We start from the raw sequence: 26426 nt of genomic DNA, 5'->3' as shown, positions 1-26426 counted from the left end.
ACCCCTCATGGACTTCGCATTCGACGCCCGCACCGAAGAGCTGCGGGCCAGGCTGCTCGCCTTCATGGACGCCTATGTCCTGCCTGCCGAGGCGGTGGCGCACGAGCAGCGGTCCCTGCTGGCCGATCCTTGGGACACCCCGGCGGTCGTCGAGGACCTCAAGGCCGAGGCGCGTGCCCAGGGCCTGTGGAATCTCTTCTTCGTGGACCAGCACGGCTCGCCGGACCCGGAGTACGGCGCCGGGCTGACCAATCTCCAGTACGCGCCGCTCGCCGAGATCACCGGACACTCCCCGCAGCTGGCCCCCACCGTGCTGAACTGCGCCGCGCCCGACACCGGGAACATGGAGGTACTGGCCCAGTTCGGCACCCCTGAACAGAAGAAGCGGTGGCTGGAGCCGCTGCTCGCGGGCGAGATCCGGTCGGCGTTCGCCATGACCGAACCCGATGTGGCCTCCTCGGACGCGACGAACATCCAGACGCGGATCCGGCGGGACGGCGACGACTATGTCGTCAACGGCCGCAAGTGGTACATCTCCGGGGCGATGAACCCGGACTGCGCGATCTTCATCGTGATGGGCAAGACCGACCCCGACGGCGAGGACATCCGCCGCCAGCAGTCGATGATCCTGGTCCCCCGTGACACCCCGGGGCTCGAAGTCCGCCGCGCCATGCGGGTGTACGGCTACGAGGACCACTACCACGGCGGCCATGCCGAGGTGGTGTTCGACAATGTGCGGGTGCCCGCCTCGCATCTCGTCGGCGAGGAGGGCGGCGGTTTCGCGATCGCGCAGGCCCGGCTCGGCCCCGGCCGGATCCACCACTGCATGCGGCTGATCGGGATGGCCGAGCGGGCGATCGAGCTGATGTGCCGCAGGGCCGTGTCCCGTACGGCGTTCGGAAAGCCGATCGCCCAGCAGGGCGTCGTGCAGAACTGGATCGCGGACGCCCGGGTGACGGTCGAACAGCTGCGGCTGCTCGTACTGAAGACGGCCTGGCTGATGGATACGGTCGGCAACCGGGGCGCGCACACGGAGATCCAGGCCATCAAGATCGCCACCCCGCGCGCGGTCGTCGGCATCATCGACTCGGCCGTCCAGTTGCATGGCGCGGGCGGGGTCAGCCAGGACTTCCCGCTGGCCGAACTGTGGGCCGCGGCCCGGACCTTGAGGCTGGCGGACGGCCCCGACGAGGTGCATCAGCGGTCGCTGGCGCGGCGGGAGCTGAAGAAGTACCTCTGAGCCCGACGAGCATGAGCCCGAGGCACCCGGGACTGGACGAGTAAGAGGCCGCACCCGGGTCTCAGGAGTCCGGCGACGGCGGCGGGAGCAGACCGAGGGACTGGGCGCGCATGACCGCGGAGAGCCGGTCGCAGACGCCGAGCCTGCGGTAGATGCCCTCGATGTGCTTGTGGACGGTGCGCGGGGAGATATGCAGCCGGCGGGCGATCGCCGTGGCGGGCATGGCCTGCGCGAGCAGCGTGAGGACCGTGAGCTGACGTGGCGTGAGCCCCGCCTCCGCCGCCCGCTCGGCCGGGTCCGTGACGGAGGCGACACGGGACGGGGCGACACGGGACGGGGCGGGACAGGCGGGGGCGGCGCTGGTGGCGGCGGCGCGCCATCGCGCGAGGGCGCTGTAGTGGGAGTCGATGCTGACCAGCAAGGGCTGGACGCGGCGGGCGTACGCCAGCTCCTCGGCCGTGAAGTCGTCCTGCGGGTGGTGCAGTACGAAGCCCCTCGCGACCCCGGCCGGGGCGGGCAGCGGGATCCCGAGCATATGGGCACCGAGAGTCTGCCGGGCCAGGCGGTGGCTCCGGCTGCGCAGCCAGGAGCGCTCGCCCATGATCTGGCTCGCGGACAGCGGGGTGTGGTCCCGGGCGGAGGTGTAGTGGGCCACGAGGGGGTTGTCCGCGCGGAGTTGGCGGGCGGTCAGGGCGTCCAGATAGTCCTGCGAGAGCGCGTGCGCGGACTTCCACGCCACCACACGGCCGGTCCGCTTCGCGTAGCTGGCCTGGGAGAGCGAGACGGCCGACGCGTGCATGCCCCGGGCCAGTTCGGCGAGGACCGAGGACCAGGCGGGCTCCGGATCCGGGTGTTCCAGAACGGCGACAGCCAGACCGAGCATATGGGCGTAGTCACGCCACAGGACAGACCCCATCGACACCCCCGCGCCCCCGACGGCCGATGATGGCCGTACGCACCGACTCCGATACTCTCCGTGTTCATACTGCCGCACCCGCCGCTCGATGGGTAGACCGGTCGAGGGTGGATCGGCTTCACCACAGGGGGCTCCCGGGGCCTGCGCACAGCCGCTGCCCCGGGAGCCCTGGGCCGAGGGGGGTGCCCGCCGGTGAAGATGCCTCGGCCACGGCAACTTCAGCGGCGCCCTCCGGCCCGTCACGCCCTCGGGCCGTCGCTCCTCGGCCTTCACGCCACGGGAGCAGCCGGCCGTCGGGCCGTCAGCAGGGCACGACGAAGAAGACCCCCGTCCAGGTCGCCGTGCCAGTCTGGGGCGCCCTGGAGGTCCAGCGGACGCTGCGGTCGGAGTTCAGGAACCTCGCGGTGGTGCCGCGGGTCTGGTTGTTGTTGAACGTGCCGTTCCCGACCCAGGGCAGGCTGTATGTCCCGCACCGGTAGTAGTCACGTGAGTCGCCGGGCTTGTACAGACAGAGGTGTCCGTACGCACAGGCGGCGGGCGCCCGGCCGCTCGCTCCCGGCCCGGCCAGGTCGCGGGCGTACCGCTGGCCGGGAGCGGCGACGACGAGGTCGCCGCCCTCGGTCGCGATCCTGTTGGCGGAGACCTGCCTGCTGCCCGGCTCTTCGGCGAGATAGCCCTCGACCCGGTCCTGGAGCTCGCCGGCCTGGGCGGGTGTCAGCCCGGCCCGTTGCGTCTGCGCGGTGAACGCCTGGCGGCTGCCGTCCTGAGGGGTCTGCGCCCCGGCGGTCGGGGCCGCCATCAGGCCGGCCGCGAGCGTACCGGCGGCGAAGACGCCGACCGTGGCCCTCAGCATGAACGCACGGATCTTGTTCATTGATCCCCCTAAGTCATGTACGAGTGGTCGGGTACGCGGAGCGCTTCACATTCCGTATCCCGAACGACACTCATGGTGACCATGACGCGGATCGGCCGCAATGCGTACAAGTACGTAGGGGGAGCAACCGGCGTCGGCGCGCGGGGCGTTGGGCCGCCGGCTTACGGGCGCAGCGCCCGCAGCAGCAGATCCGCGAGATGGTCCGCGACCTGCTGCGGGGTGAGCGGGCCGTCCGGGCGGTACCAGGTGGAGAGATGGTGGACCGAGCCGAAGTGGTAGTCCACCACCAGATCGGCGGGGGTCGCGGTGGAGAAGACCCCGCTCCGCTGGCCCTCCTCGACCAGCGCGCGGAACCGCTCGTGGTAGCGGCGGCGCTCCGCCCGTACCTGCTTGTTCTTCCCCGGGCTGAGATGGTGCATGGAGCGGAAGAAGATCGCGGCGTCGTCCAGGTTGTCGATCGTCGTCACGACCACATCGGAGGCGGCGGCCCGCAGTCGCCGCTCCACCGGCTCGTCCGCGTCCGCGTAGGCGTCGAGACGTTCCTGCTGGAGGCGGAGGACGCGGGCGTAGACCTCCTGGAGGAGGTCCTCCTTGGAGCCGAAGTAGTGGTACAGCGCGCCCTTGGTGACGCCCGCCGCCTCGACGATCTCCTGGACCGAGGTGCGGTCGTAGCCGCGCTCGGCGAAGAGCCGGGTGGCGGCGGCCAGCAGTCGCTGGGGAACGGGGGTACCGTCCCCGTCCGTCGTTCTGGCCATCTGCCGTCACCTGCCTTTCGCTCCGTGCCGTCCCCGTGGCGTTCCCGTGCCGTTCCCGGGTCCGCAACGCCTACGGTGACGCCCACGACGGGGAACGCAGTTCCCGCCGAGGATCTTCCCATCCGCCGTCCCGGGCGGCTCGGGCAGGATCGCGGCCACGCGCGGACCGGCGTACGGGCCGGCCCGCCCGGTCACTCCCCGGCGGCCTCGCCCGTTCCGATCGCTTCCCACTTCTGCTGGACGCGGTTCATCGAGGTGAGCCAGCGGTCGGTGTCGCCGGCGCGCGCCCGGTGGAAGTCCGCCACCTCGGGATGCGGCAGGACGAGGAACCGGTCCTCCGCCATGGCGGTGAACAGCGCGTCGGCCACGGCGGGCGGCTCGATGGCGCTGGGGGCGAGCACCAGCTCGCCGGCGGTGCCGGAAGCGCTGAGCATGTCCGTACGCACGCCCTGCGGACAGATGGCGTGCGCCTTGAGCCCGCGGTGGCGGTAGGTCAGCGAGAGCCACTCCGCGTAGGCCAGGGCGGCGTGCTTGGTGACGCTGTACGGCGCCGCGCCGATCATGGTGAGCAGTCCGGCGGCGGAGACGGTGGAGACGAACCTGCCGCTCCCGCGCTCCAGCCAGTCGGGCAGCAGCGCCCTGCCGGCCCGTACGTGCGCCATGACGTTGACGTCCCAGGCGGCCGACCAGACGTCCTCGCCGCAGAGCGCGTCACCGGCCGAGCCGAGCCCGGCGTTGGCGCAGTAGATGTCGACGGTGCCGCCGAGCGCCTCGCGGGCGTCGTCGACGATCAGGGAGGCGTCGCCGGGGACAGCGACGGCGCCGATCTCGGCGGCGACGGCCTCGGCCTTCTCCGCGTCGAGGTCGTTGACCACCACCCGGGCGCCTTCGGCGGCGAATCTGCGGGCCAGCGCGGCGCCGATGCCACCCCCTGCTCCTGTGACCACAACCCCCGCGCCGTGCACCGAACTCATCGGGACCTGCCTTTCCGGCGTTCCGGTTCCTCGCCGACGGCCTCGTCGGCGTCGACAGACTAACCAGTCGGTATGTTATGGCGGAAGAGGCGGTGCCGGACGGGGCGGTGGTGCCACGTGCGGTTGGCCTCGTTCCGCCGGGCCGGTCGGCGCGCTAGCGTGCGTGGCCATGGCAGACGACCGAGGGCGCGGAGGTAGCGGGATGAGCCTGTCCAGACGGGGATTGCTGGCCGCCGGTGGCGCGATGGGTGCGGCAGGTGCGGCGGGTGCGCCGGCCGCGGCCCGGACCCCAGCCGCCGCGCGGTCGGCGGAGGCTGCCGGGCCCGCGCGCCCCGGTGGCGGCGCGCGGGTCCGTACCGGCTTCGACCGGCTGGCCGCCGACGGCTACCGGCTCCTCGCCGGGGAGAAGATCGGCGTGGTCACCAACCCGACCGGGATCACCTCCGACGTACGCCACATCGTGGATGTCATGCACGCCGACGCGCGGGTGGAACTGGTCGCCGTCTTCGGCCCGGAGCACGGCTTCCGCGGTACGGCGCAGGCCGGCGGCTCCGAGGGCCGCTACGACGACCCGGCCACCGGACTGCCCGTCTACGACACCTACCTGAAGAGCGGCCGGCCCCTCGCGGACATCTTCACGGCGTCCGGGGTGGACACCGTCGTCTTCGACATCCAGGACGCGGGCGCCCGCTTCTACACATACATCTGGACGCTGTACGACTGCATGGAGGCGGCGGCGCTCGCGGGCAAGCGGTTCGTGGTGCTCGACCGGCCCAATCCGGTGACCGGGCGGGAGGCCCTCGGGCCGGTCCTCCAGCGGGAGTTCGCGACCTTCGTGGGGCGTCAGCCGATCTCGCAGGCGCACGGGATGACCGTCACCGAGCTGGCGCGGCTGTTCAACGGCGAGTTCCTCACGCCGAATCCGGTGGAACTGGACGTCGTCACGATGGCGGGCTGGCGGCGCGGCGACTTCTTCGGCGCGACGGGCCTGCCATGGGTGCCGCCGAGTCCCAATATGCCGACGCCCGAGACCGCGTTGGTGTACGCGGGGACCTGCCTCTTCGAGGGGACGAACCTGTCGGAGGGACGCGGCACGACACGGCCGTTCGAGCTGCTGGGCGCGGAGGGCGTCGGCCGCGAGTGGGCGGCGGCGGTCAACGCGCTGGAGCTGCCGGGGGTGCGCTTCCGTGAGGCGTACTTCGCGCCGACCTTCTCCAAGTTCCAGGGCACGACGATCGGCGGGGTGCAGCTCCATGTCCACGACCGGGAGTCCTTCGATCCGGTACGCACCGGTATCGCGCTGCTGGTGACGGCGAAGCGGTCGTGGAGCGGGTTCGCCTGGCGCGCCGACAACTGGATCGACAAGCTGACCGGGTCGGCGAAGGTCCGCACGCTGATCGACGCGGGCGCGGACACGGACGAGGTGACCGGCGCGTGGCGGAGCGAACTGGCCGTGTTCCGTGCCGTACGGCGGGGATATCTGCTCTACCGGTGACCGAACGGCTTTACCGGTGACCGGACGGCTCCACGGGTGACCGAACGGCTCCACCGGCGACCGCACGGCCGATAACAGTCGGTAGCTCACCGATACCGGAGAGTGCCCAACAGGCGCCGTTGACCGTGCCGTTCATCGGCCGTGAAAGTGCCTGTCGTGATCGACGAAACTCTGTCCCCCACTCCCACAGCGCCCGCCGCGGACAGTCCGGAACACCGGGAGAGTCCGCGCCGGGTGGCCGTGGCGAGCTTCATCGGCAACACCATCGAGCTCTACGACTTCTTCATCTACGGCATGGCGGCGGCGCTGGTCCTCGACGACGTCTTCTTCCCCAACCTCTCCCCGCTCAACGCCACGCTCGCGTCCTTCTCCACCTACGCGGTGGCCTTTCTGGCTCGCCCGATCGGCTCAATCGTCTTCGGCCATTTCGGTGACCGCGTCGGCCGCAAATCCGTTCTGGTCATCTCGCTGCTGCTGATGGGGCTGTCCACGGCTCTGGTGGGGCTGCTGCCCGGCTACGCCACCCTGGGCAGTTGGGCGCCCCTGCTGCTCGTCACGCTCCGCTTCCTCCAGGGCATCGGGATCGGCGGCGAGTGGGGCGGCGCCGTGCTCCTGGCCGTGGAGCACGCACCGCGCGGGCGGCGTGGGCTGTACGCGGCGTTCCCCCAACTCGGCCCGCCGGTCGGCTTCTCCGCCGCCACCGGCGTCTTCTGGCTGGTGTCCGCGTCGCTCGACGAGGCGGCCTTCGCCAGTTGGGGCTGGCGTATTCCGTTCCTGCTGTCCTTCCTGCTGGTCGCCGTCGGACTGGTCGTACGGCTGAAGATCAGCGAGACCCCGGTCTTCGAGCGGTCCGTCGCGGAGCGGGCGGCGAGCAGGGCGCCCCTGATGGATCTCCTGCGGTGTCACACGCGCGAACTGCTGCTCGGCGCGGGCTCGATGGCCGTCGTGTACGCCCTCTTCTACACATCGATGACCTACGGCCTGTCGTACACCACGACGTCCCTGGGTGTGCCGCGCAATACGATGCTGGCGCTGTCCCTGGTCGCCTGCCTCTTCCTCGCGGCCGGTATCTGGTTCTCCGCCACGCGCTCCGACACGGACGGCCGACGCAGACTGGTTCTGTCGGGGTGCGGACTGGCCGCGGTCTGGAGCCTGCTGCTGTTCCCGCTGCTCGACACCCGGCAGCCGGTACTGATGGCGGTGGCCCTCGGCGGCGCGCTGTTCTGTCTGGGCGTGACGTCCGGCCCCATGGGCGCCTACTTGCCCGAACTGTTCCCCGCACGCGTCCGCTACTCGGGCGCGTCACTCGCGTACAACCTGGGCGGCGTCCTGGGCGGCGCGGTCTCCCCCTTGGTCGTACCGCGCCTCCAGTCCGGCTTCGGCTCGGCGTCGGTGGGCTGGTACGTCTGCGGGATGGCCGTGGTCTCGCTGCTCTGCGTGCGGGCGCTGCCGGAGACAAGGGAACGCGAACTGGGCTGACGCGAAACGCCGCGGCCCGTCCACGGGCGGTGCTGCCGCCCGGGGCCGGTCGCGGCGTCCGCGTCCACCACACGTGCCGTGTACAGCCTGCGTACCGGAGACCGCCTTCTACCGGTGGCTCGGGAACTCCACCACCTGCTGGTACGTCGGCCTGTTCTGCCAGTTGACCTTCGGGTGATTGATGCCGCCCAGCGCCCGGTGGATGATCGTGTCCGTGCACCACTGGTCGCCGGCCGCGCAGTTGTCGTCGCCCGGGTAGACCACACCGGCGGGCACCGCCGCCGCCGCTTTGAGGGTGGTGAGCAGCGCGTCACGGCAGGCGCTCAGGGAGCCGCCCCCGCAGTACGTGTCCGGTGTCGGGGCCTGGACCGGGTCGCCCAGGACCTGGCGGAGATCCTTGTCGACATATCCCCACCAGCCGTACTGGAACGCGGAGCCGCTGTGCGCGCCCGTCGGGCCATGGCTGGAGGCCGGGGACTCGTCGGTCGGGAGCGAGGCGGTGAGCGCCTGGTAGAGGCCGTCGCCGAGGGCCGGCCTGAACGCGGCCTCGACCAGCCTCGGCCACCACGCGTCCATGATCCGTACGGCGTCGGCGTTCCCGTACGTGTGCGAGCCCCGCGCCGTCTCCTTGCGCGGGGAGCCCGCCGCGCGCCAGGACTCCAGCTGCTGCACGGCGGTGTTGAGCTGGGGATCCGTGACGGGCGCCGAGCGCAGCACCTTCAGCAGTTCGGGCAGCACCTGCTCACCGCGCAGATCGGTCACGGCCGCCTCGGCCATCGCCCGGGTGAGGGACGCGCGGGTGACACCGCCGTCCGCGACCAGTTTCCCGACGCGGTCGTCCAGCAGATCGCCCCGGTGCACGGCGCCGAAGCCGAAGCCCGCCGTGTCGTACTCCTTCGCCTGCCGGTTGTTCCAGGAGATGTAGTAGTCCTGTCCGACCGACCGCGGATGCTGGGCGAAGGGCGTGTACGTGGCGGTGTTGTGCACCGCGTCGTAGCCCTGCCACTCGTACGCCTGCTCGGCCTTGACCGGCAGCGCCGGATCGACGCCCGCCGCGCGCACCGGGTTCGAGCCGCTGTTGAAGAACGCGGCCGTGCGCGAGTCCGCGTAGAACCAGTTGAAGGCGTAGCCGATGCGGTGCGCGGCCTGCTGGAAGGAGGCGGCGTCCTTGGTGTGCGCGGGGTCGTTGAGCATCTGGAAGCCGATGATCGAGTCGGCTTCGTGCCGGTAGGTGGTCCGCAATGAGGTGTACGCGACGGGCTTTCCGCCGATGGTCGCGCGGTGGGTGACCATGCCGTACTTGGTACGCCAGACCTGGAGCCGGTAGGAGCCCTCGGCGGTGGAGTCGGCGACGCTCGGCTTCCAGGAGTTGCCGCGTTCCATCTTCTCCATCGGGGTGCAGACGGAGCGGTAGAGGTAGTGCGTGGACGCCTTGGTGGCGGGCGAGCCGTTCGGTTCGCACAGCTCGATGGTGTACGTGTCGGTGATGTCCTGGCCCGCGGAGGTGGCGCTCCAGGCGTAGTCCTGGCCGCGGCCCATCTGGACGTACATGCCGACTCCGGCGAAGGCGACGCCGCGGGCGCTGATGCCGGGGCCCTGGAGTTCCTGGAGCATCATGAGCTGTGGCGCGAAGTAGCCGGTCTGCGGGCCGAAGACGGCCACGGGATTGCCGCTCGCGGTGTGCTGTCCCGAGACGAGCAGCGCGTTGGACATCCCGCGCTTGGCGGAGAGCGATCCCTGCGGGACGACGCCGTCGTCGAAGAGGCCCTGGAGCGGCTTGAGTTTCTCCGGGGCGGTGACCGGTGCCTTGGCGTTCGTAGCGGCCGAGCCTGTCCTGTCGTACACCAGCTGTTCCGCCTGGACCGAGCCGGCGTCGGGCAGGGCCGTGCCGCGCGGCTGGGCGGGCTTGCGCGCGTACGGGAAGCGGGTGCCGTCGTGGACGGTGAGCACGGCCTCGGGGTCGTCGCGCTGGCGGAACGACTCCCAGACCTCGGTGCCCTTGACGACGCCGTACTTCTGCTGGGCGGCGAGGAGCGAGAGCGCGGCCTGCACCTCGCCACCGCCTCCGCCGCCGAACTGGCCGCCGACGACCGACGCTATGGAGATCAGGTCGGTGAGCTCGAAGGGCTGGATCTCGCCGACGTTGGTGATCGAGTCGATCTTGCCGGTGAGTACGTACTCGCCGGGGAAGTAGCGGCCGTCCTTGGACTTCTGGCGGTAGGCGTTGATGCCGTCGACATACGCCTGCGCGTCCGCCATGGCCAGCTCGCCACGCTCGCCCTCGGTGGTCCTGATCCGCTCGATCTGGGCCTCGTACTCCGCTTCGGTGTACGGGGCCGAGGGCCAGAACTGCTGCTCAAGTCCCTGGTTGGCGAGCGCGCCGCCCGCGAAGGAGGTCAGCTCACCGCGGCCGATATGGCGGAAGAGGTCCATCATCCACAGCCGGTCCTGCGCCGCCGCGTAGCCCGCGCCGAACTCGGTGCCGTAGCGGGTGGTGCCCTTGATGTGCGGGACGCCGGTCTTCTTGTCGCGGGTGATCGTGACGTCGGCGCGCGGGGAGGTGACGGATTCGACCTGGTCCGCGGGGACCCCGAAGGAGGCGTCGTTGAAGAAGTCGGTGAGCTTCGCGTCGGTGAGTCCGCCATGACCGGCCACCAGCGCGTCGTACCGGCCGAGTTGGTCGGAGGCATGGGCGGGGAAGGTGCCGAACAGACGGTTGCCGAGGATATCGGCGAGGGTGGCGTTGCCGTTCTGGCCGGGCGGCAGGATGTCGGCGCACTGGCCCTGACAGTGATCGGTGACGGGGTCGGCCGCCGCGCCGCGGGCGTCCGCCGCGGGGGCGGGCGCCCGCGCGGGTTCGGCGGCAGCCTGTGGCAGCGGGGTCAGCAGAGCCGCGCCCAGCGCGAACACCGCCGCGGCGGTGGCGCTGGCGAGTCTTCCGGTGCGTCGTCGCATGGGAGCTCCTCGGGGAGGCCGGTGCGCCGGAGGTTACCGACGGTATGACCACTCGGTAAGATGAACATCAGTCACCTTTTTCGAACCGTCACATGCCGGTTCCTGTGAATCGCCATCGAATTCAGCTCGATAACAACCGGAATGTCGGAATCCATGGGTGCCATCTGATTTTTGATGGAGCCGAATGGGGCAGGCGTACGTCCATTCCTCAACGCCGATGAAGCGACGGAGGTGGCATGCGATGGCCGGATTCCGGAGTCTTGCGAGACAGGTGCGCGACCCGCGATGCGATCTGGCCTTGCGACGGTACTCACTGCGCAAGTGCCTGGAGCGATTTGCCCCTTATGGGCACCGGGCGACCTGGGATCATCTGTGCGCGAGGCACAGTATCGAGCCCGAGGACAGGGCGCCCGATCCAGTGCGGCTGATGGCCGCGCTGGACGAGTTGGAGGAAGCGCGGGCCGTATGGCTCGCGTACGAGAGGGAGTTCGCCGAACGGCGCAGGCGCGAGAAGCACGACGGGCTGCGGCGCCCCAAGAGCTTCGACGACTGGCACCGGCGGACCTGGGGCGGTAACGGCGTCGCCCGGTGCGAGAACCCGGCCGCCCATCCGTCCGAGTCGCTGGCCGAGGTGCTGCGCCGGCTGATCTCCGGGCTGGATACGGGCCCGGGGGCGAGCTGCCCGGTCTGCGCGGATCATGACATCGTCTGGCGTCCCGACCTGGCGGGCGAACCCTGGTCGGGACCGGTCTGCACGGGCTGCGGCATCGTGGTACCGCTGCCCGTCCTCACATCCGAGGCGCTGGACCGGGCGAAGCGGGCGCGGCTCAAGGATCTGGCGTCGGTGGCCTGAGCTCTGCGGGGGCGGACTCCGGAGACGGCGCGCCCCCGCGGTATCGGTGACCCGCGCGACGGTGACCCCGCGGTATCGGTGACCCGCGCGACGGTGACCTCGCGGTATCGGTGACCCGCGCGACGGTGACCTGCTCACGTGCCGTTGCGGCCACGCGTCACGTGCCGTTACGGCCGCGCGCGGGTGTCAGGTGCATTCGGAGTCCTTCGGAGCCCGGCGCTCCGGGAGCAGGCGCGAGCCCGTCATGCGCTCACCGAAGATGTCGTCAGGGTTGGACAGCACACAGGTTTCCAGGGACAGACAGCCGCAGCCGATGCAGTCGGTCAAGTGATCACGGAGCCGGCCGAGTTGCTTGATCCGCTCGTCCAGCTCCGCGCGCCACGCCTCCGAGAGCCGGGCCCAGTCGTCCCGGTTGGGGGTGCGCTCCTCGGGGAGTTCGGCCAGGGCCTCCCTGATGGTCGCGAGCGGGATGCCCACGCGCTGGGCGGCGCGGACGAAGGCCACGCGGCGCAGTGCGTCGCGCCCGTAACGGCGTTGGTTGCCGCTGGTCCTGCGGCTGCTGATGAGCCCCTTGGACTCGTAGAAGTGCAGGGCGGACACGGCGGCGCCGCTGCGCGCCGACAACTGGCCGACGGTCAGCTCATGGATCTTCTCGGGAATCTGTGGCACCTCGCCAACCCTAGAGCCTGTCTTCAAAGTCCCGCCTGCCCTTCGACGCCTGGCACGCACGCTCGCCGCGTTGTCGGGATCAACCCAGTACGTCCAGTACGGGGGCGACCCTCCGCCTCGCGATCGCACGCACCAGACGCCGCAGGGTCCACTCTCCGGGCGGACGGCGCTCCTTTGAAGGCAGGCCCTAGAGCTGCGAAGCCCCTCCGTCGACAGGGAACTCCGTTCCCGTCGAGAAGGTCGCACCGAACGCCAAGTACGCCACCGCGGCGGCCACTTCCTCGGACGTCCCCAGCCGCTGCATCGGGTTGGTGCTCCGGTAGGTGTCCTTCATCGTCTCGGCGACGTCGGCGGGGACGGAGCGGTCCAGGACGCCCGTGTCGGTCGGGCCGGGGCTCACGGCATTGACACGCACCTTGCGCGGCAGCAGCTCGCGGGCCAGGGTGCGCGTCATCGACCGCAGGGCTGCCTTGCTCGCCGAGTAGACACTTAGCGCGTCGAGGCCCAGGACGTTCACCACCGACGTGGTGAGGACCACGCCGCTTCCCTCGCGCAACAGCGGCGCCAACGCCTGCACCGTGAAATATGGGCCCTTGGTGTTGATGTCGAACAGCGCGTCGTACATCTCCTCCGTCGTCGAGTCGAACGGCGCGGACGCGGTGACGCCGGCGTTGACGAACAGCGCGTCCACCGCGCCGAACCGCTCCTGAACCGTGCCGGCCAGCGCCTTGATGTCCTTCAGGGAAGCGGCGTCGCTGCGGACGCCGACCGCCTTGTCCCCCAGCTGCTCCAGCGCGGTGTCCAGGGTGGATCGGGTGCGGCCGGTGATCAGTACGTGCGCCCCACCGTCCGCGAACAACCGGGCGGTAGTCAGGCCGATTCCGCTGCTTCCGCCCGTGATCACGATCTTCTTGCCGTCATAAGTGGTCATGCCCTCAAGCCAAATAGCTACCAGCACACCTTGTCCAAGACCTGTTCCGTATGCCGTCATGTCCCAGGCGCATGACAGCGCGCGACGTACGCTTGGCGGATGGACGTCGATCTGCGGCTCGTGCGCTATTTCACGGTCGTGGCGGAGTACGGCAACTTCGGCCGGGCCGCCACCAGGCTGCACCTGGCGCAGCCGTCGCTGAGCCGCCAAATCCAGCGATTGGAGGCTCAGCTCGGTGTCCGGCTTTTCGACCGCTCGCCGCAGGGCAGCAGCCTCACCGACGCCGGTCAGGCATTCCTTCCCAGGGCCCGGATACTGCTCCAAGAGGCCGAGCAAGCCGCTCGCACGGCCAGAGCCGCCGTGCAGCCTCGTACCGTCACCGTCGGCTACGCCGAAGGACTGGTCATCACCGCCTGTATGCAGGAACTGCGCCGCCGGCACCCTGAAGGCCAGGTCCGCACCCGGCACCTCGACTGGCGGGACACGCGCGCTCTCGCCGAGGGGCGGGTCGACGCCCTCGTCGCGTACAAGCCCCTGCCCTTCCCCACGGACGGCTTTCGGGTGACCAAGCTCCATGAGGAACCGCGGGTGCTCGTCACGTCGGCGAGTCATCCTCTGGCGAACGAGGAAGCAGTCAGCCTGCGGGCTCTGTCGGACGAGGAACTGGTGGCCTGCGTCAGCACTCCGGTTGTCTGGAGCACGCCCAAGCCGGTCGGCGACCGCCCGGCACCACCTCAGCCCGCGATCGACGACAGCTACGAGGACAAGCTGGAGCTCGTCGCCACCGGCCACTGTGTCGCGATCTTCCCTGCCGGCGATCGACGCGCCGCTGTGCGCGAGGACCTCGCCCTGGTGCCCGTCATCGACACCGATCCCTGCGAGGTCGTGCTCGTCACGCGCGCCGACGACCCGAACCCGCTGCTCGGATCACTGGAAGACGTCGCACGTACATTGCTCGGCACAGCCTCCCGGCGGGAGAACAGCGCGCTGCCGGTCAGCTGACCCCTTAGGCGGCGTCCTCAAACGATCTTGTGTGGTGGATCATGGTCGGATGATAGGTCGACATGAACTGTCGGATGCGGAGTGGGGGTTCGTCCTGCCGCTTCTGCCCGTGTCGTTGCGGGGCAGGAGGCGGTTGGACGACCATACGGTGCTCAACGGGATCGTGTGGAAGTTCCGTACCGGGACGGCTTGGCGGGATGTTCCCGAGCGGTACGGCCCGTGGGCCACGCTGCACACCCGTTTCCGTCGCTGGGCTCTGGACGAGACGTTCGAGCGGATGCTCCGGGCCGCCCAGGCCAGAGCGGACGCGGCCGGCGATATCGACTGGCTCGTATCGGTCGACTCCACCGTGGTCCGGGCCCACCAGCACGCCGCCGGGGCCCGAAAAGGGGGCTCCGCGGCCCCGGACTCGGACGGTCCCGGGGCGGCCTGACCAGCAAGATCCACCTCGCCTGCGACGCCCTGGGCCGCCCGCTCGCCTTCACCATCACGGGCGGTAACACCAACGACTGCACCCAGTTCACCACCGTGATGGAGTCGATACGGGTGCCCCGGACCGGGTCCCGGACGACCACGCGTGAGGCCCGATCATGTCCTGGGCGACAAGGGCTACAGCTCCAGGGCCATCCGGACCTGGCTCAGAGGGCGCGGCATCGCCCACACCATCCCCGAACGGGCCGACCAGCTCCGCAGCCGCCTCCGGCGCGGCAGCCGCGGCGGACGCCCGCCGACCTTCGACAAACAGCGCTACAAACAGCGCAACGTGGTCGAACGCTGCTTCAACCGCCTGAAGCAATGGCGCGGGATCGCCACCCGCTACGAGAAGACCGCCGAGTCCTACCAAGCAGCAGTCACCCTCGCATCGCTCCTGATGTGGGCGTGACATTTGAAGACAACTCCTGGAGCCTGTCCGGCGCCGCGAACGGCGAGCCCTGTGTCCGCGTTGACAGGAGCGCGCCCGCCCAACATGCTGAGCAAGCGCTTGGACAGACGCTCTTGACGGGCTTCACGGGCTTGAGAGGCAGGGAACAGGGACATGGCCGAGCCGAGGATCTTCACCTCCGCCGAGGAACTGCGCGCCGGGATCGGCGAGCAGCTGGGGCACAGCGAGTGGCTGGAGATCGACCAGAAGCGGATCGACCTCTTCGCCGAGGCCACCGGTGATCACCAGTGGATCCATGTGGACCCGGAACGGGCCGCGGCGGGGCCGTTCGGTACGACGATCGCGCACGGCTATCTGACGCTGTCGCTGCTGCCCGCGTTCGTGCCGCAGATCCTGCGGGTCGAGAACGTGAAGATGGGCATCAACTACGGGACCAACAAGGTCCGTTTCCCCTCCCCCGTACCGGTCGGCTCGCGGCTGCGCGCGTCGGCGGTCCTGACGGATGTGGCGGAGGCGGGCGGCGGGGTGCAGATCACCACGCTCGTCACGGTCGAGCGCGAGGGCGGCGAGAAGCCGGCCTGTGTGGCGGAGTCCGTCTCCCGGTTCTACTTCTGAGCGTTCCGCTGCCGCTTCCGAGTGTTCCGCCGCCGCGCGTGCTACTTCTGGGCGGCGACCATACGCAGGACGAGGTCGGCGTAGAGCGCGCCGACCTCGTCGGGGGTCCGGACGCCCGACGCGTTGAACCAGCGCGCCACATCGATACAGAGCGACAGCACCGCGAGCGTGGTGCCCGGCACATCGGGGACGTCGAACTCCCCGTCCCGTACCCCGTCGACCAGGATGCGCCGCACCGCCGCCGTACTGCGCCGCCGCAGTTGGACGATCTCGGCGCGGTGCTCGGGGCCGAGCGCGTCCAGCTCGTACTGCACGACCCGCGCCGTGGTGTGCCCCTCGGCGTGCCAGCGTACGAAGGAGTGGACGGCCTCGGCGAGCCGCTGCGCCGCCGTACCCTCGCCGTCGGCCGCGGCCGTCAGCAGCGCCAGGGCCTTGTCGTGGCCGATCCGGCTGATCCGGTGGAGCAGCTCTTCCTTGGTCTTGTAGTGGATGTAGAGCGCCGCCGGACTCATCCCCGCGCGGCCGGCGATATCGCGGGTGGTGGTGGCGTGGTACCCACGCTCGGCGAACGCCTCGACCGCGGCGATCAGCAGTTTTCTGGCCGCCTCCGGAGTGACCTCACCCCACGGCGCGTTCTCGCCGTCCGCTGTCCGCTCCGCCGCGCGCATCGCTCACCTCGTCCCGTTCCATCCGGCTCACCCGGCCCGCCCGGCCCACTGGGCGGGACGAACACCATACCCCGAGGGTGAGCAAGCGCTTAGAGCTTCTGGAAGGGATCGTGCTCGGCGAGGATCTTCTCCAGTCTGGCCTGGTCGACCCGGCTGACGATCTGCCCGGCCTCCTGGCGGTCCCTGACCACCTTGGCCAGCGTGAACGCCGAGGTCGTCAGATACAGGACGGCGATACCGAGAAAGCCACGCACCCACGCGCCGGCTTCGAGTTTGACGATGCCGACGGTCACGGCCGCCAGCGCGAGGCCGAAGGAGAGGACGGCCTGACCGTAGAAGGCCGCGGTGTTCTGCTGCTTGACGGGAGTCTCAGTCATACCGGACAGCATCGGGGGCTGTGGCGGGCACCACATCCGTATCCGTACTCAGCCGGTACCCAGAAGGCCGACACACCCGTCCCCGTCCCCGTCGCCATCGCCGGATTCCGCTCCCGCTCCCGCTTCGGCCCCCGCGGGCACCACCCTTCGGCCCGCGCCGAAACGTCCCTGACGCATCCTGGAGAGATGGCACGCACAGAGAGCTCAAGCCACTCCGGGCAGTCCGGGCAGTCCGGCCGGTCGCGGCCCCGGTTCGCCGCCCTGGCGTCGCTGCTCGCCGACGACACCCGCGCCGTCTTCTGTCTCGCCCTGCTGGACGGCCGGGCCTGGACGGCGGGCGAGCTGGCGCGGTACGCCCGCGTCGCTCCGTCGACCGCCAGCGAGCATCTGGGAAAGCTGGTCGCGGGCGGACTGCTCGCGGAGGAGCGACAGGGCCGGCACCGCTATGTACGGTTCGCCGACCCGCGCGCCGCCCATCTGGTGGAGGATCTGGCCGCACACACCACACCCCCGAAGGAGCGGCCCCGCACGCTGCGCGCGGCCGGGGCCAACAGCGCCATGGCCCGGGGGCGCACCTGCTACGACCATCTCGCCGGGCGCCTCGGACTGGCGATCACGGACGGGCTGACCGTACGCGGACTGCTCCGCCAGGACACCGGCTTCGCCCTCACCGACCGGGGCGTGGCGTGGTTCGGCGAGCAGGGCATCGGGCTGGAGCGCACCGGTCGCCGGCCGCTCGTACGGTCGTGTCTCGACTGGACCGAGCGGAAGCCGCATCTGGCCGGGGTGGCGGGCGCGGCGCTGTGCCGCCATGCGCTGGACGCCGGATGGTGCGTACGGATCGGCTCCGAGCGTGCGGTGAAGGTGACCGAGGACGGGGAGCGGGAGCTGTACGAGAGGCTGGGGATCCAGCCCGGGATATTGCGGTGAGAGCCGAAGCGTCGTCCGCGTACCTTCACCGTATGACGCACTCGACGATCTCCGCCCGTCCCTCCCCCGCGACCTGGCTGCCCATGGCCGCGGCGGGGGTGACGGTCGTGCTCTGGGCCTCGGCCTTCGTCTCGATACGGAGCGCCGGCGCCGCCTACTCGCCGGGGGCGCTGGCCCTCGGCCGGCTGCTCGCGGGCGCGCTCGTCCTCGGCACGGTCTGGCTCGTACGGCGTGAGGGGCCCCCGCCGCGCGCCGCCTGGCCCGGGATCGCGGTGTCGGGTCTGCTCTGGTTCGGCGTCTACATGGTGGTGCTCAACTGGGGCGAGCAGGAGGTCGACGCGGGCACGGCCGCGATGGTCGTGAACATAGGCCCGATCCTCATCGCCCTGCTCGGCGCCCGCCTGCTGGGCGAGACGCTTCCGCCCCGGCTGGTGGCGGGCATGGCGGTGTCGTTCGCGGGCGCGGTGGCCGTGGGGCTGTCGATGTCCGGCGAGGGCCATGCCTCGGTGCTCGGGGTGCTGCTGTGTCTGCTGGCGGCGGTGGCCTACGCGGGCGGGGTGGTGGCGCAGAAGCCGTCGCTGGCGAAGGCGAGCGCGCTCCAGGTGACCACCTTCGGCTGTCTCGTCGGCGCGTTCGCCTGTCTGCCGTTCGCCGGACAACTGCTCCACGAGGCCACGAGCGCCCCGCTGTCGGCGACGCTCAACATGGTCTATCTGGGCGTGTTCCCGACCGCGCTGGCGTTCACGACCTGGGCCTACGCGCTGGCCCGTACGACGGCGGGCCGGATGGGCGCGACGACGTACGCGGTCCCGGCGCTGGTCGTCCTGATGTCCTGGCTGTTCCTGGACGAGATCCCGGGCCTGTTCACCCTGGCGGGCGGTGCGCTGTGCCTGGCGGGGGTGGCGGTGTCACGCTCGCGTCCGCGCCGTAGCGCCGTGGTCGCGCGGCACGACGGCGGTACGGCCGCCGCGCCGGCGGACCCTCGTCGTGCCGGGAAACGCTGACACACGACCAGGGCCCGGTCTCCCCGGCCCGCGAGCATGTGCTCGAACGCCGCCGGGATGCGAGTTCTACGGCGCCGGGCACCCGGGCATCGAGGCATCCGGGCGTCCGAGCACCGGGCATCACATGTCCACGAGGCCCGGCATGTCCCTCGGCGCCGGGCAGATCCGGCGGCCGTTGTCGTCGAAGACATAGAGATGCGCGAGATCGACGAGGAGCGGCACCTGCGCGCCCGTCCGCAGCCGCATGTCGGGGCCGGTACGGACGACCAGATCGCTGGCCGCGATGGCGGAACGCTCCGGGCTGTACGTGGCCGGGCGCGGCGGTTCCGGGTCGTCGAGCACCACGACCGGTCCGCTGACCCGGCCGATCGCGCGCTCCTTGAGCCGCTCCAGCATTCCGGGGCCGCTCCTGCCGCGCCGCCGCACGGGCGACTTGGGCCGGGGGGATTCGAGATCGGCCACCACCGCGGGCCTGGAGCCGATGTCGAGATGCACCAGCGCCTCATGGCCCTGGTACTCCATGTGCTCGACGATGCCGCTCAGCGCCACCTCTCCGGGACGGGCCTGACTCGGCGGGGCGATACGGGCGGCCTCGGAGCGCAGCCCGACGATGATCTGCCTGCCCTGCTGGATACGGAGCAACTGGTGGTCGGAGCTGAGGGGTTCGGGCAGCGGGAGGCGCTGCCTGCCGAGGTCGATGGACATCCGTCCGTCCAGCGGCGCGAACACCACGGCCTGGAGCAGATTGATCCGGGGGGTGCCGATGAACGCGGCCACGAACACGTTCTCCGGCAGCGCGTACACCTCGCGCGGCGCGCTCACCTGCTGGAGGACTCCGCCGCGCATCACCGCGACCCGGTCTCCGAGCGACATCGCCTCGCCCTGATCATGCGTCACATAGACGGTGGTGACGCCCAGTTCGGTGGTGAGCTGGGCTATCTCGGCGCGCAGATGGCCGCGCAGCTTCGAGTCGAGATTGGAGAGCGGCTCGTCCATCAGAAAGGTTGAGGGCCGCCGGGAGATGGCCCGGCCCATCGCGACCCGCTGGCGTTCGCCGCCGGAGAGCTGGCTCGGATAGCGGTCGAGTACGCTCTCGATGCCGAGCATCCGGGCGGTGGCGTCGACTCGTTGAGTGCGGTCCTCGCGCGGATTCTCCAGCATGAGAGGGAAGCCGATGTTGTCGCGGTTGGTCATGTTCGGGTAGAGCGCGAAGTTCTGGAACACCATCGCCATGTCGCGTTCGCGGGGCGGGGCGTCGTTGGAGAGTTCGCCGTCCAGGAGCAGTTCGCCGTCGGTGATGTGCTCCAGTCCGGCGATCATGCGCAGCACGGTCGATTTACCGCACCCCGAGGGGCCGAGGAGCACCACGAACTCTCCTGGCGCGATATCGATCGAGAAGCGGTCGACGGCGCGTGTGGAGCGTCCGTAGACCTTGCTGACGCTGTGCAGAGAGATGGCGCGAGTCATGAATTGTTCCGCCCGGGAAGAAGAAAGGTGGAGCGGGTGCGACGCCTGAAGTTAGCCGACTACGCGCTGTCAGGGAATGACCCGGGCCAAGGTTGAGTGACCTTGAGGCACTCAACCCCTGTCGTCCGGCACAGGCCCTGACTCAGGACCCGTCGCGGGCCGGGGCGGGGAGCCGGCCGGGCTCGGCGCCGGTACCGGGCGGTGGGACCGCGGGCAGCCCGTCCGACGTGCGCAGGCCGAGCCCGGCCGCGCCGATCAGCAGCGCGCCGAGCATCACGAACGGCGCGGCCGGGCCCGCGATCCCGGCGACCAGACCGGCGGAGGCCGGGGCGGCGACCTGTCCGAGCCGGTTGCCGGTGAGCCGCAGCGCGAGGGCGGTCGAGCGGGCCTCGTCGGGGGCGGCCCGTACGACGGTCGTCATCGACAACGGCTGGCCGACGCCCAGACAGAACCCGAGCGCCGCGAGCATCAGCGCGAGCCCCCACACCGGTACGGGCAGGGCGATGCCCGCGCACAGCAGGCCGCCGAGCAGACAGGTGACGGTGAGCAGGACAGTACGGCCGAGCCACCGGATCATCGGGGTCATCACGAGCCGGCAGGCGATGGTGGCCGCGGCGCGCAGGCTGAGCAGGAGTCCGATCACGGTGGGCGCGATCCCCCGCTCCTCCCCGATGACCGGAAGGTAGGCGGTGAGGACGTCGGTCGCGGAGAGCACGGCCAGGCTGATGAACATGCCCGCCGGCACACCCCGGGTCCGCAGGATGCGGCGTACGGGGACCTTGGCGGAGCGCCGTGCGGCGTCGGTGGTGCGGGCCGTACGCGCCTCTATCCGCCACAGAGAGGTGAAGGAGACCGCTGCGGCGGCGGCCGAGACGAGCAGCGCGAGGGCGCTCGTACGGGCCATCTCGCCGCCCTGGCCGGAGACCAGCAGCCCGGCGGCGACCGGTCCCGCCAGTTGCCCGAGGGAGGCGCCGATGGTGAAGTGGCCGAAGTTGCGGTCCTGTTCGTCCGGGGCGCTGCGGCGGGCGACGATCGACTGGGCGCCGATGATGAAGCAGAGGTGACCGAGGCCCATCACCCCGCTCCAGGCGGCCAGTTCGAGCAGTGAGCCCGACGTACCGCTGAGCGCGCAGCCGGCGGAGATGAGGACCACGCCGGCCACCAGCAGAGGGGCGCACCGCCCGTGGTCGGTCCTGCGGCCGAGCGGTACGGCGACGAAGAGCGGCAGCAGCGCGTAGACCGCCGTGATCACACCGATCGCGCGCTCGTCCGCGCCCATGGAGAGCGCCCGGTAGGAGACCGCCGGCCGCGCCATCGACATCGCCCCCTGCGCGAAGCTGAAGGCGATGACCAGACGCAGGAGCCAGCCTCTCCCACCGGGCGCCCCCGACGGGGCCGGAGCGGGGACCATCAGATGATGCCGAAGAGGACTCCGGCGGCGAGCACCACCAGCGAGGTGAGGGCGGCCCACTTGACGGTGAACCTGGTGTGGTCGCCGAACTCGACCTTGGCCATGCCGACGAGGACATAGACGGCGGGCACGAGCGGGCTCGACATGTGCAGCGGCTGGCCGACGAGCGAGGCTCGGGCTATTTCCAGCGGGGAGACGCCGTGGGCGGCGCCGGCCTCTGCGAGCACGGGCAGGACTCCGAAGTAGAAACCGTCGTTGGACATGAAGTAGGTGAGCGGCACGCTCAGCACCCCGGTGACAAGGGCCATGTGCGGGCCCATGCCGTCCGGAATGGCATCGACGAGCCAGTCGGCCATGTGCTGGACCATACCGGTACCGGTGAGGACGCCGGTGAAGACGGCGGCGGCGAAGACCATGCCGGAGACGTTCAGGACATTGTCGGCGTGGGCCGCGATCCGGGCCTTCTGCTCGGCCATGTTGGGGTAGTTGACGGTGAGGGCGAGGGCCGCGCCGAGGAGGAAGAGGACCGGGATGGGCATCAGTTCCATGATCATCGCGGTGAGCAGTGCGACCGTCAGCCCGGCGTTGAACCAGTAGAGCCGGGGGCGCAGGGTCGCGCGGTGGGGATCGAGCCCCTGGAAGCCGTGGTCGTCGGACGTCCCGTCGTCGTCGGCGTCCGTACCGCTGCCGCCGGCGCTCCCACCCGTGGCAGCTCCCTTGCCCGGGCCGGTGCCGCCACCCTTGCCCGAGCCGGTGCCGTCGGCCGTCGTGCTCGTACCGCCTCCGGCCTCGACCAGTACGGTCCCGCCCGTGGTCCCGGTCTCCAGCGCCTCGTCGAGGGTGAGGACGCCCAGCCGCCTGCGCTCCCGGAGGCCCAGCACATACGCGAGGAAGAACACGGCGAGCAGTCCGACGCCGAGCGCCGGGATCATCGGGACGAACACATCGCCGGCGTCGACCTTGAGCGCGGTCGCCGCACGGGCCGTCGGACCGCCCCAGGGGAGGGTGTTCATCACGCCGTTCGCGGTGGCGGCGACGCCGGTCATCACGATCCGGCTCATCCCGAGCCGCTTGTAGAGCGGATACATGGCGGAGACGGTGATCATGAAGGTGGTGGAACCGTCGCCGTCCAGCGAGACGATCGCGGCGAGCACGGCCGTACCGACGACGATCCGCATCGGGTCGGCCTTGCAGAAGCGCAGGATGCCCCGGACGATCGGATCGAAGAGCCCGACGTCGATCATCACACCGAAGTAGACGATGGCGAACATCAGCATGGCGGCGGTGGGCGCGAGGTCGCCGACGCCCTTGATGACGTAGTCACCCAGCTGTGCGCCCTGCCCTACGAGGACGCAGAAGAGTGCCGGGATGAGCACCAGCGCCGCGATCGGCGACATCTTCTTCATCATGATCAGCACCAGGAAGGTGGCGATCATGACGAAGCCGAGGATGGTCAGCATGCAGGAGGCCCCTCACGTTCACCCTTGAACTCCCGCCGGGGCGGCGGTCCGGATGACGTTAGGGCCGGCCTCCCGCCCTTAACAAGATGTTGACACGCGAGCAATACGAGCAAAAGCCCAGGTCACGGCGGGGGTGGCAGGGGGGCTAAGGGAGCAAGGGGGTAGGGGGAGCTAAAGGAGCGGGGTGGCCGGCGACAGCTCGACGGGGAATCCGTTGAGCACCGCCGTGCCCGAGAGCGGGTCGAGCCGGGAGCCGTCGAGCAGTTGATTGACGTTGACTCCGGGCCGGGCGCTCGCCACCGAGGTGCGGGTGCCCGGACGGTCGTGGCCCCAGCCGTGCGGCAGGCTCACCACCCCTGTCCGTACCGTGTCGGTGATCTCCACCGGCGCCTCCAGCGCTCCCCCGTCGGCGGTGATACGGACCGCTCCGCCGTCCTTGAGACCGAGCCGGGCCGCGTCGTCCGGATGGATCTGGAGGGTGCAGCGGTTCGAACCGCCGTTCAGCGCCGGGAGGTTGTGCATCCAGCTGTTGTTGGAGCGCAAATGGCGGCGGCCGACGAGCACCAGTGAGGCGGGCCGCTCTGCGAGGGCGGCGCGCAGCCGGGGCAGATCGGCGGCGAGGGGCGCGGGCAGCAACTCGATCTGCCCGCTGCGGGTCTTCAGCGGCTCGGGGAGGCGGGGGCGCAGGGGGCCCAGGTCGATGCCGTGCGGATGCTCCAGCAGCCGTTCGAGACGGAGCCCCGGGACACGGAGCCCCGGGACGGCGGCGCTCCCGGTGCCACTGCCCGCTTCGGCGGCGAAGCCGTCGCCGTACGGGCCGAGCCGCAGCTTCAGATCGAGCTGCCGCTCGGGTCCGCTCGCGCCGGTGAGCAGCGCGGACAGTTCCCTGGGGTCGCGCCCGTGCACGGGTGAGTGCGGGTCGGCCACGGCCTTGGCGAGCACACGGTCGATCGCCATCTCGTCCACGGCCGAGGGGGAGGCGCCGTCCATGCCGCTCACCGCGAGGACCAGCCGGGCCAGGATCTCGCTCTCGTCGAGCCGGCCCTCCTCCAGCGGGACGGCGGCGCGGCTGTAGCGGACCTGGTTCCGTACGGCGAAGCCGTTGAAGGCGAAGTCGAAGTGCGCGCTCTGCGCGGGCGGCGGTGGCGGCAGGACGACATCCGCGTGGCGCGAGGTCTCGTTGAGATACGGATCGACGCTGACCATGAAGTCGAGGCCGGTCAGCGCCCGGTCGAGCCGGTCGCCGTCGGGCGCGGACAGCACGGGGTTGGTGGCGAGGGCGATCACCGCGCGGATCCGGCCCTCCCCCGGCGTCTCGATCTCCTCGGCGAGCGCGGTGAGCGGCAGTTCGCCCTTGGCCTCGGGATGTCCGCCCACCCTGCTGGTCCAGCGGCCGAGACTGAACCCCTTGCCGGGCGCGGGAATCCGGGGCGGCCGGTCGGTGGCGGAGAGGGGGAAGAGCGCGCCCCCGGGCCGGTCCAGGTTGCCGGTGAGAATGTTCAGTACGTCGACCAGCCAGCTGGCGAGCGTGCCGTACTCGACGGTGCAGCTGCCGATCCGGCCGTAGACGGCGGCGGTGGGCGCGGCGGCCAGCTCGCGGGCGATGGTACGGATCTCCCCGGCGGCCATGTCACAGGCCGGGGCGACCGCCTCGGGGGTGAAGTCCCGTATCGCCTCGCGCAGTTCGTCCACGCCCTCGACCTGTCCGGCGAGCGGCCCGAGGTCGGTGAGCCGCTCCTCGAAGAGGACGTGGGCGAGGGCGGCGAGCAGCAGGGCGTCCGCACCGGGCCGGATGGGGATGTGCCGGTCGGCGAGCCGCGCGGTGCGGGTGCGGCGCGGGTCGACGACGGTCAGCGTGCCGCCGCGCCGCCGCAGCGCCCTCAGCTTGCCGGGGAAGTCCGGCGCGGTGCAGAGACTGCCGTTGGAATCCAGCGGGTTGGCGCCCAGGAGCAGCAGATGGTCCGTACGGTCCAGATCGGGTACGGGGATGGCGAACGCGTCCCCGAACAGCAGCCCGCTGGAGACATGCTTGGGCATCTGGTCGAGGGTGCCTGCCGTGAAGAGATTGCGGGTTCCGAGCGCGCCCAGGAGAAGCTGCGGGTAGAGGGCCCCGGCCATCGTGTGGGCATTGGGGTTGCCGAGGACGACCCCGACGGACTGCGGCCCGTGCTCCTGGACCAGCGGCCGTATTCGGGCGGCTGTCAGCGCGAACGCCTCCTGCCAACTCGCCTCCCGCAGTTCCCCGTCCTCGCGGACGAGCGGAACACGCAGCCGGTCGGGGTCCGCGTCCAGTTCGCCGAAGGACGCTCCCTTGGGGCAGATGAAGCCCCGGCTGAAGACATCGTCGCGGTCGCCCCTGGCACCGGTGACCCTGGTCCCCTTGATGGTGAGGGTCAGTCCGCAGGTGGCCTCGCAGAGGGGGCAGATGCGCGGGGCCGTACGGATCTGCCCCGCCTCCGGGGTACGTGGTGCGTCTTCGGGATGCATGGGCCCTCCGGTCGGCGGCAGCGGTGACGCGCGAGCACCACCGAGCATACCGACCGGTACGGACAACACCAGAGACAAAGAGGAAGAGAAAAGGGGGAAGAGGGAAGGGGGGAATTGGGGAAGGGGAAGCGTCAGGGAGAAGGGGAACGGGACGCGAGAAGGGCCGGCCGGCCACACGCGTCAGTCGAACGTCCGCGCCAGATAGGCCCGCAGCAGCTTCCTGGTCTCCCCCACGATCCAGGGATCACCCGCCGGATCCGTACGGAACGCCAGCTGGAGCAGCGCGTCGGCGGCCTCGACGGCGACCAGGACCGTACGGTGCAGCGCCGGGTCGGGGGCCCGGCCGAGATGGCTGGACAGCAGTCCGGCGAGGCGTCTGGCGACCCGGTGGTTGGGGTCGGTCGCCGGGTCGACAGGGATACGGTCGAGGGCCTGCGGCCGGGTGCCCAGTGGGAGTTGGGCGCCGAAGTCCACGAGCGAGAAGCCGGGCACGGTGCGCTTCATGGAGAGGTACTCGTCCAGTACGGCGTCGATGGCGCCCCGCCAGTCATTCGGGTCGAGCGCCACGAGACGGTCCGCGATGCCCTCGGCATAGCTGTCGAGATTGCGCCTTCCGAGTGCGTCCGCCATGGCCCGCTTGTTGACGAAGAAGCGGTAGACCGAGCCGATGGGAACGCCCGCGCGGGCCGCGACGGCCCGGGTGGACAACTGCTCGTACCCGGTCTCGTCGAGAAGCGCCCCGCAGGCGTCGAGGATCCGGGCCAGCCGCTCCGTGCTGCGCTGCTGCACAGGCACTCTGCGGAGCCCTCCGACCTCGGATTCTTCGTCGGTCTCCGCGTCCACCCCGAGATCGGCGTCGGGGGCGGAATCGGGCTGGGGCTCGGGTTCGGCGCCGGCGCGGGGCTCGGCATCGGGCTTCGTATGCGTACGGTCGCGTGACACGGGATCCATGATGCCGCTCGGCCGCGTTGACGTAGCGCA

The 26426-nt window shown here is 70.7% G+C and carries 22 protein-coding genes and 1 pseudogene; 9 read left to right on the top strand and 14 right to left on the bottom strand.

All coding sequences use genetic code 11. The features are described from left to right. The first annotated feature begins 7 nt into the window (after nt 1-7). Nucleotides 8-1240, top strand: a complete 1233-nt coding sequence (locus tag ACIRQP_RS33425; RefSeq protein ID WP_403896935.1) for an acyl-CoA dehydrogenase family protein — start codon at nt 8-10, stop codon at nt 1238-1240. Nucleotides 1241-1301: 61 nt separating this feature from the next. On the opposite strand, the gene ACIRQP_RS33420 is transcribed toward ACIRQP_RS33425, so the two are convergent. From ACIRQP_RS33420 to ACIRQP_RS33405, 4 genes are all read right to left on the bottom strand, one after another. Beyond that, a complete protein-coding gene (locus ACIRQP_RS33420) occupies nt 1302-2156 on the bottom strand; it encodes a response regulator transcription factor (RefSeq protein WP_403896932.1) in 855 nt (284 codons plus the stop codon). A gap of 301 nt (nt 2157-2457) precedes the next feature. After that, entirely contained in the window at nt 2458-3030 is a 573-nt protein-coding gene (locus tag ACIRQP_RS33415; protein ID WP_403896929.1) for a hypothetical protein, read from the bottom strand. 161 nt (nt 3031-3191) lie between these two features. Beyond that, nucleotides 3192-3785 carry a TetR/AcrR family transcriptional regulator gene (locus ACIRQP_RS33410; protein ID WP_403896926.1) on the bottom strand — a complete coding sequence of 198 codons (594 nt, stop codon included), beginning with the start codon at nt 3783-3785 and terminating at the stop codon, nt 3192-3194. Between the two features lie 191 nt (nt 3786-3976). After that, nucleotides 3977-4759 carry an SDR family oxidoreductase gene (locus tag ACIRQP_RS33405; RefSeq protein ID WP_403896924.1) on the bottom strand — a complete coding sequence of 261 codons (783 nt, stop codon included), beginning with the start codon at nt 4757-4759 and terminating at the stop codon, nt 3977-3979. 202 nt (nt 4760-4961) lie between these two features. Between ACIRQP_RS33405 and ACIRQP_RS33400 the strand changes: the two genes are divergently transcribed. After that, nucleotides 4962-6254 (top strand): exo-beta-N-acetylmuramidase NamZ domain-containing protein, encoded by a 1293-nt coding sequence (locus tag ACIRQP_RS33400; RefSeq protein ID WP_403896921.1) that lies wholly within the window; start codon nt 4962-4964, stop codon nt 6252-6254. Between the two features lie 159 nt (nt 6255-6413). Then, on the top strand, nt 6414-7733 hold the full coding sequence (locus tag ACIRQP_RS33395) for an MFS transporter (protein WP_403897039.1): 1320 nt from the start codon (nt 6414-6416) through the stop codon (nt 7731-7733). A 108-nt stretch (nt 7734-7841) separates the two neighbouring features. On the opposite strand, the gene ACIRQP_RS33390 is transcribed toward ACIRQP_RS33395, so the two are convergent. Then, the gene (locus tag ACIRQP_RS33390) at nt 7842-10688 is read right to left on the bottom strand and encodes a penicillin acylase family protein (protein ID WP_403896919.1); all 2847 of its coding nucleotides are present in this window, start codon (nt 10686-10688) and stop codon (nt 7842-7844) included. A gap of 241 nt (nt 10689-10929) precedes the next feature. Between ACIRQP_RS33390 and ACIRQP_RS33385 the strand changes: the two genes are divergently transcribed. Then, nucleotides 10930-11541, top strand: a complete 612-nt coding sequence (locus ACIRQP_RS33385) for a hypothetical protein (RefSeq protein WP_403896917.1) — start codon at nt 10930-10932, stop codon at nt 11539-11541. Between the two features lie 186 nt (nt 11542-11727). On the opposite strand, the gene soxR is transcribed toward ACIRQP_RS33385, so the two are convergent. Next, nucleotides 11728-12210: a redox-sensitive transcriptional activator SoxR gene (gene soxR / locus ACIRQP_RS33380; RefSeq protein ID WP_403896915.1), complete on the bottom strand. Its 483-nt coding sequence runs from the start codon at nt 12208-12210 to the stop codon at nt 11728-11730. A gap of 187 nt (nt 12211-12397) precedes the next feature. After that, nucleotides 12398-13141, bottom strand: a complete 744-nt coding sequence (locus ACIRQP_RS33375; RefSeq protein WP_403896914.1) for an SDR family oxidoreductase — start codon at nt 13139-13141, stop codon at nt 12398-12400. A gap of 99 nt (nt 13142-13240) precedes the next feature. Here ACIRQP_RS33375 and ACIRQP_RS33370 point away from each other — a divergent pair, with 99 nt between their 5' ends. The 3 genes and pseudogenes from ACIRQP_RS33370 to ACIRQP_RS33360 all read left to right on the top strand — a co-directional run bounded on the left by ACIRQP_RS33370 (nt 13241) and on the right by ACIRQP_RS33360 (nt 15641). After that, nucleotides 13241-14143, top strand: coding sequence for a LysR family transcriptional regulator (locus ACIRQP_RS33370; RefSeq protein ID WP_403896911.1), 903 nt, complete (start codon nt 13241-13243; stop codon nt 14141-14143). 52 nt (nt 14144-14195) lie between these two features. Next, nucleotides 14196-15026: pseudogene (locus tag ACIRQP_RS33365) on the top strand (IS5 family transposase). 153 nt (nt 15027-15179) lie between these two features. Beyond that, nucleotides 15180-15641 carry a MaoC family dehydratase gene (locus ACIRQP_RS33360; protein WP_403896909.1) on the top strand — a complete coding sequence of 154 codons (462 nt, stop codon included), beginning with the start codon at nt 15180-15182 and terminating at the stop codon, nt 15639-15641. 41 nt (nt 15642-15682) lie between these two features. Here the strand turns inward: ACIRQP_RS33360 and ACIRQP_RS33355 are convergent, their stop codons facing one another. Together ACIRQP_RS33355 and ACIRQP_RS33350 are read right to left on the bottom strand one after the other, a co-directional pair. Next, nucleotides 15683-16309 carry a TetR/AcrR family transcriptional regulator gene (locus tag ACIRQP_RS33355; RefSeq protein WP_403896906.1) on the bottom strand — a complete coding sequence of 209 codons (627 nt, stop codon included), beginning with the start codon at nt 16307-16309 and terminating at the stop codon, nt 15683-15685. 89 nt (nt 16310-16398) lie between these two features. Then, nucleotides 16399-16686, bottom strand: a complete 288-nt coding sequence (locus tag ACIRQP_RS33350; protein ID WP_403896903.1) for a YiaA/YiaB family inner membrane protein — start codon at nt 16684-16686, stop codon at nt 16399-16401. A 186-nt stretch (nt 16687-16872) separates the two neighbouring features. Here ACIRQP_RS33350 and ACIRQP_RS33345 point away from each other — a divergent pair, with 186 nt between their 5' ends. Together ACIRQP_RS33345 and ACIRQP_RS33340 are read left to right on the top strand one after the other, a co-directional pair. After that, the gene (locus ACIRQP_RS33345) at nt 16873-17616 is read left to right on the top strand and encodes an ArsR/SmtB family transcription factor (RefSeq protein ID WP_403896900.1); all 744 of its coding nucleotides are present in this window, start codon (nt 16873-16875) and stop codon (nt 17614-17616) included. 32 nt (nt 17617-17648) lie between these two features. Further along, nucleotides 17649-18620, top strand: a complete 972-nt coding sequence (locus tag ACIRQP_RS33340) for a DMT family transporter (RefSeq protein ID WP_403896897.1) — start codon at nt 17649-17651, stop codon at nt 18618-18620. Between the two features lie 120 nt (nt 18621-18740). On the opposite strand, the gene ACIRQP_RS33335 is transcribed toward ACIRQP_RS33340, so the two are convergent. The 5 genes from ACIRQP_RS33335 to ACIRQP_RS33315 form a co-directional block, all read right to left on the bottom strand. Beyond that, nucleotides 18741-20087: an ABC transporter ATP-binding protein gene (locus ACIRQP_RS33335; RefSeq protein WP_403896894.1), complete on the bottom strand. Its 1347-nt coding sequence runs from the start codon at nt 20085-20087 to the stop codon at nt 18741-18743. 142 nt (nt 20088-20229) lie between these two features. After that, a complete protein-coding gene (locus ACIRQP_RS33330) occupies nt 20230-21498 on the bottom strand; it encodes an MFS transporter (protein ID WP_403896892.1) in 1269 nt (422 codons plus the stop codon). Next, complete coding sequence (locus ACIRQP_RS33325) at nt 21498-22958, bottom strand: CitMHS family transporter (RefSeq protein ID WP_403896890.1); 1461 nt, start codon at nt 22956-22958, stop codon at nt 21498-21500. Before ACIRQP_RS33325 ends, ACIRQP_RS33330 begins: the two co-directional genes overlap by 1 nt. 171 nt (nt 22959-23129) lie before the next feature. Beyond that, entirely contained in the window at nt 23130-25445 is a 2316-nt protein-coding gene (locus ACIRQP_RS33320; protein WP_403896888.1) for a molybdopterin oxidoreductase family protein, read from the bottom strand. A gap of 180 nt (nt 25446-25625) precedes the next feature. Further along, nucleotides 25626-26288 (bottom strand): TetR/AcrR family transcriptional regulator, encoded by a 663-nt coding sequence (locus ACIRQP_RS33315; RefSeq protein WP_403897037.1) that lies wholly within the window; start codon nt 26286-26288, stop codon nt 25626-25628. Between the last annotated feature and the right edge of the window lie 138 nt (nt 26289-26426).

Source organism: Streptomyces sp. NPDC102274, assembly GCF_044766385.1.
GTDB lineage: Bacteria > Actinomycetota > Actinomycetes > Streptomycetales > Streptomycetaceae > Streptomyces.
Note: the sequence above shows the minus strand (reverse complement) of the source record. Positions and strands in the feature narration are given on the sequence as shown.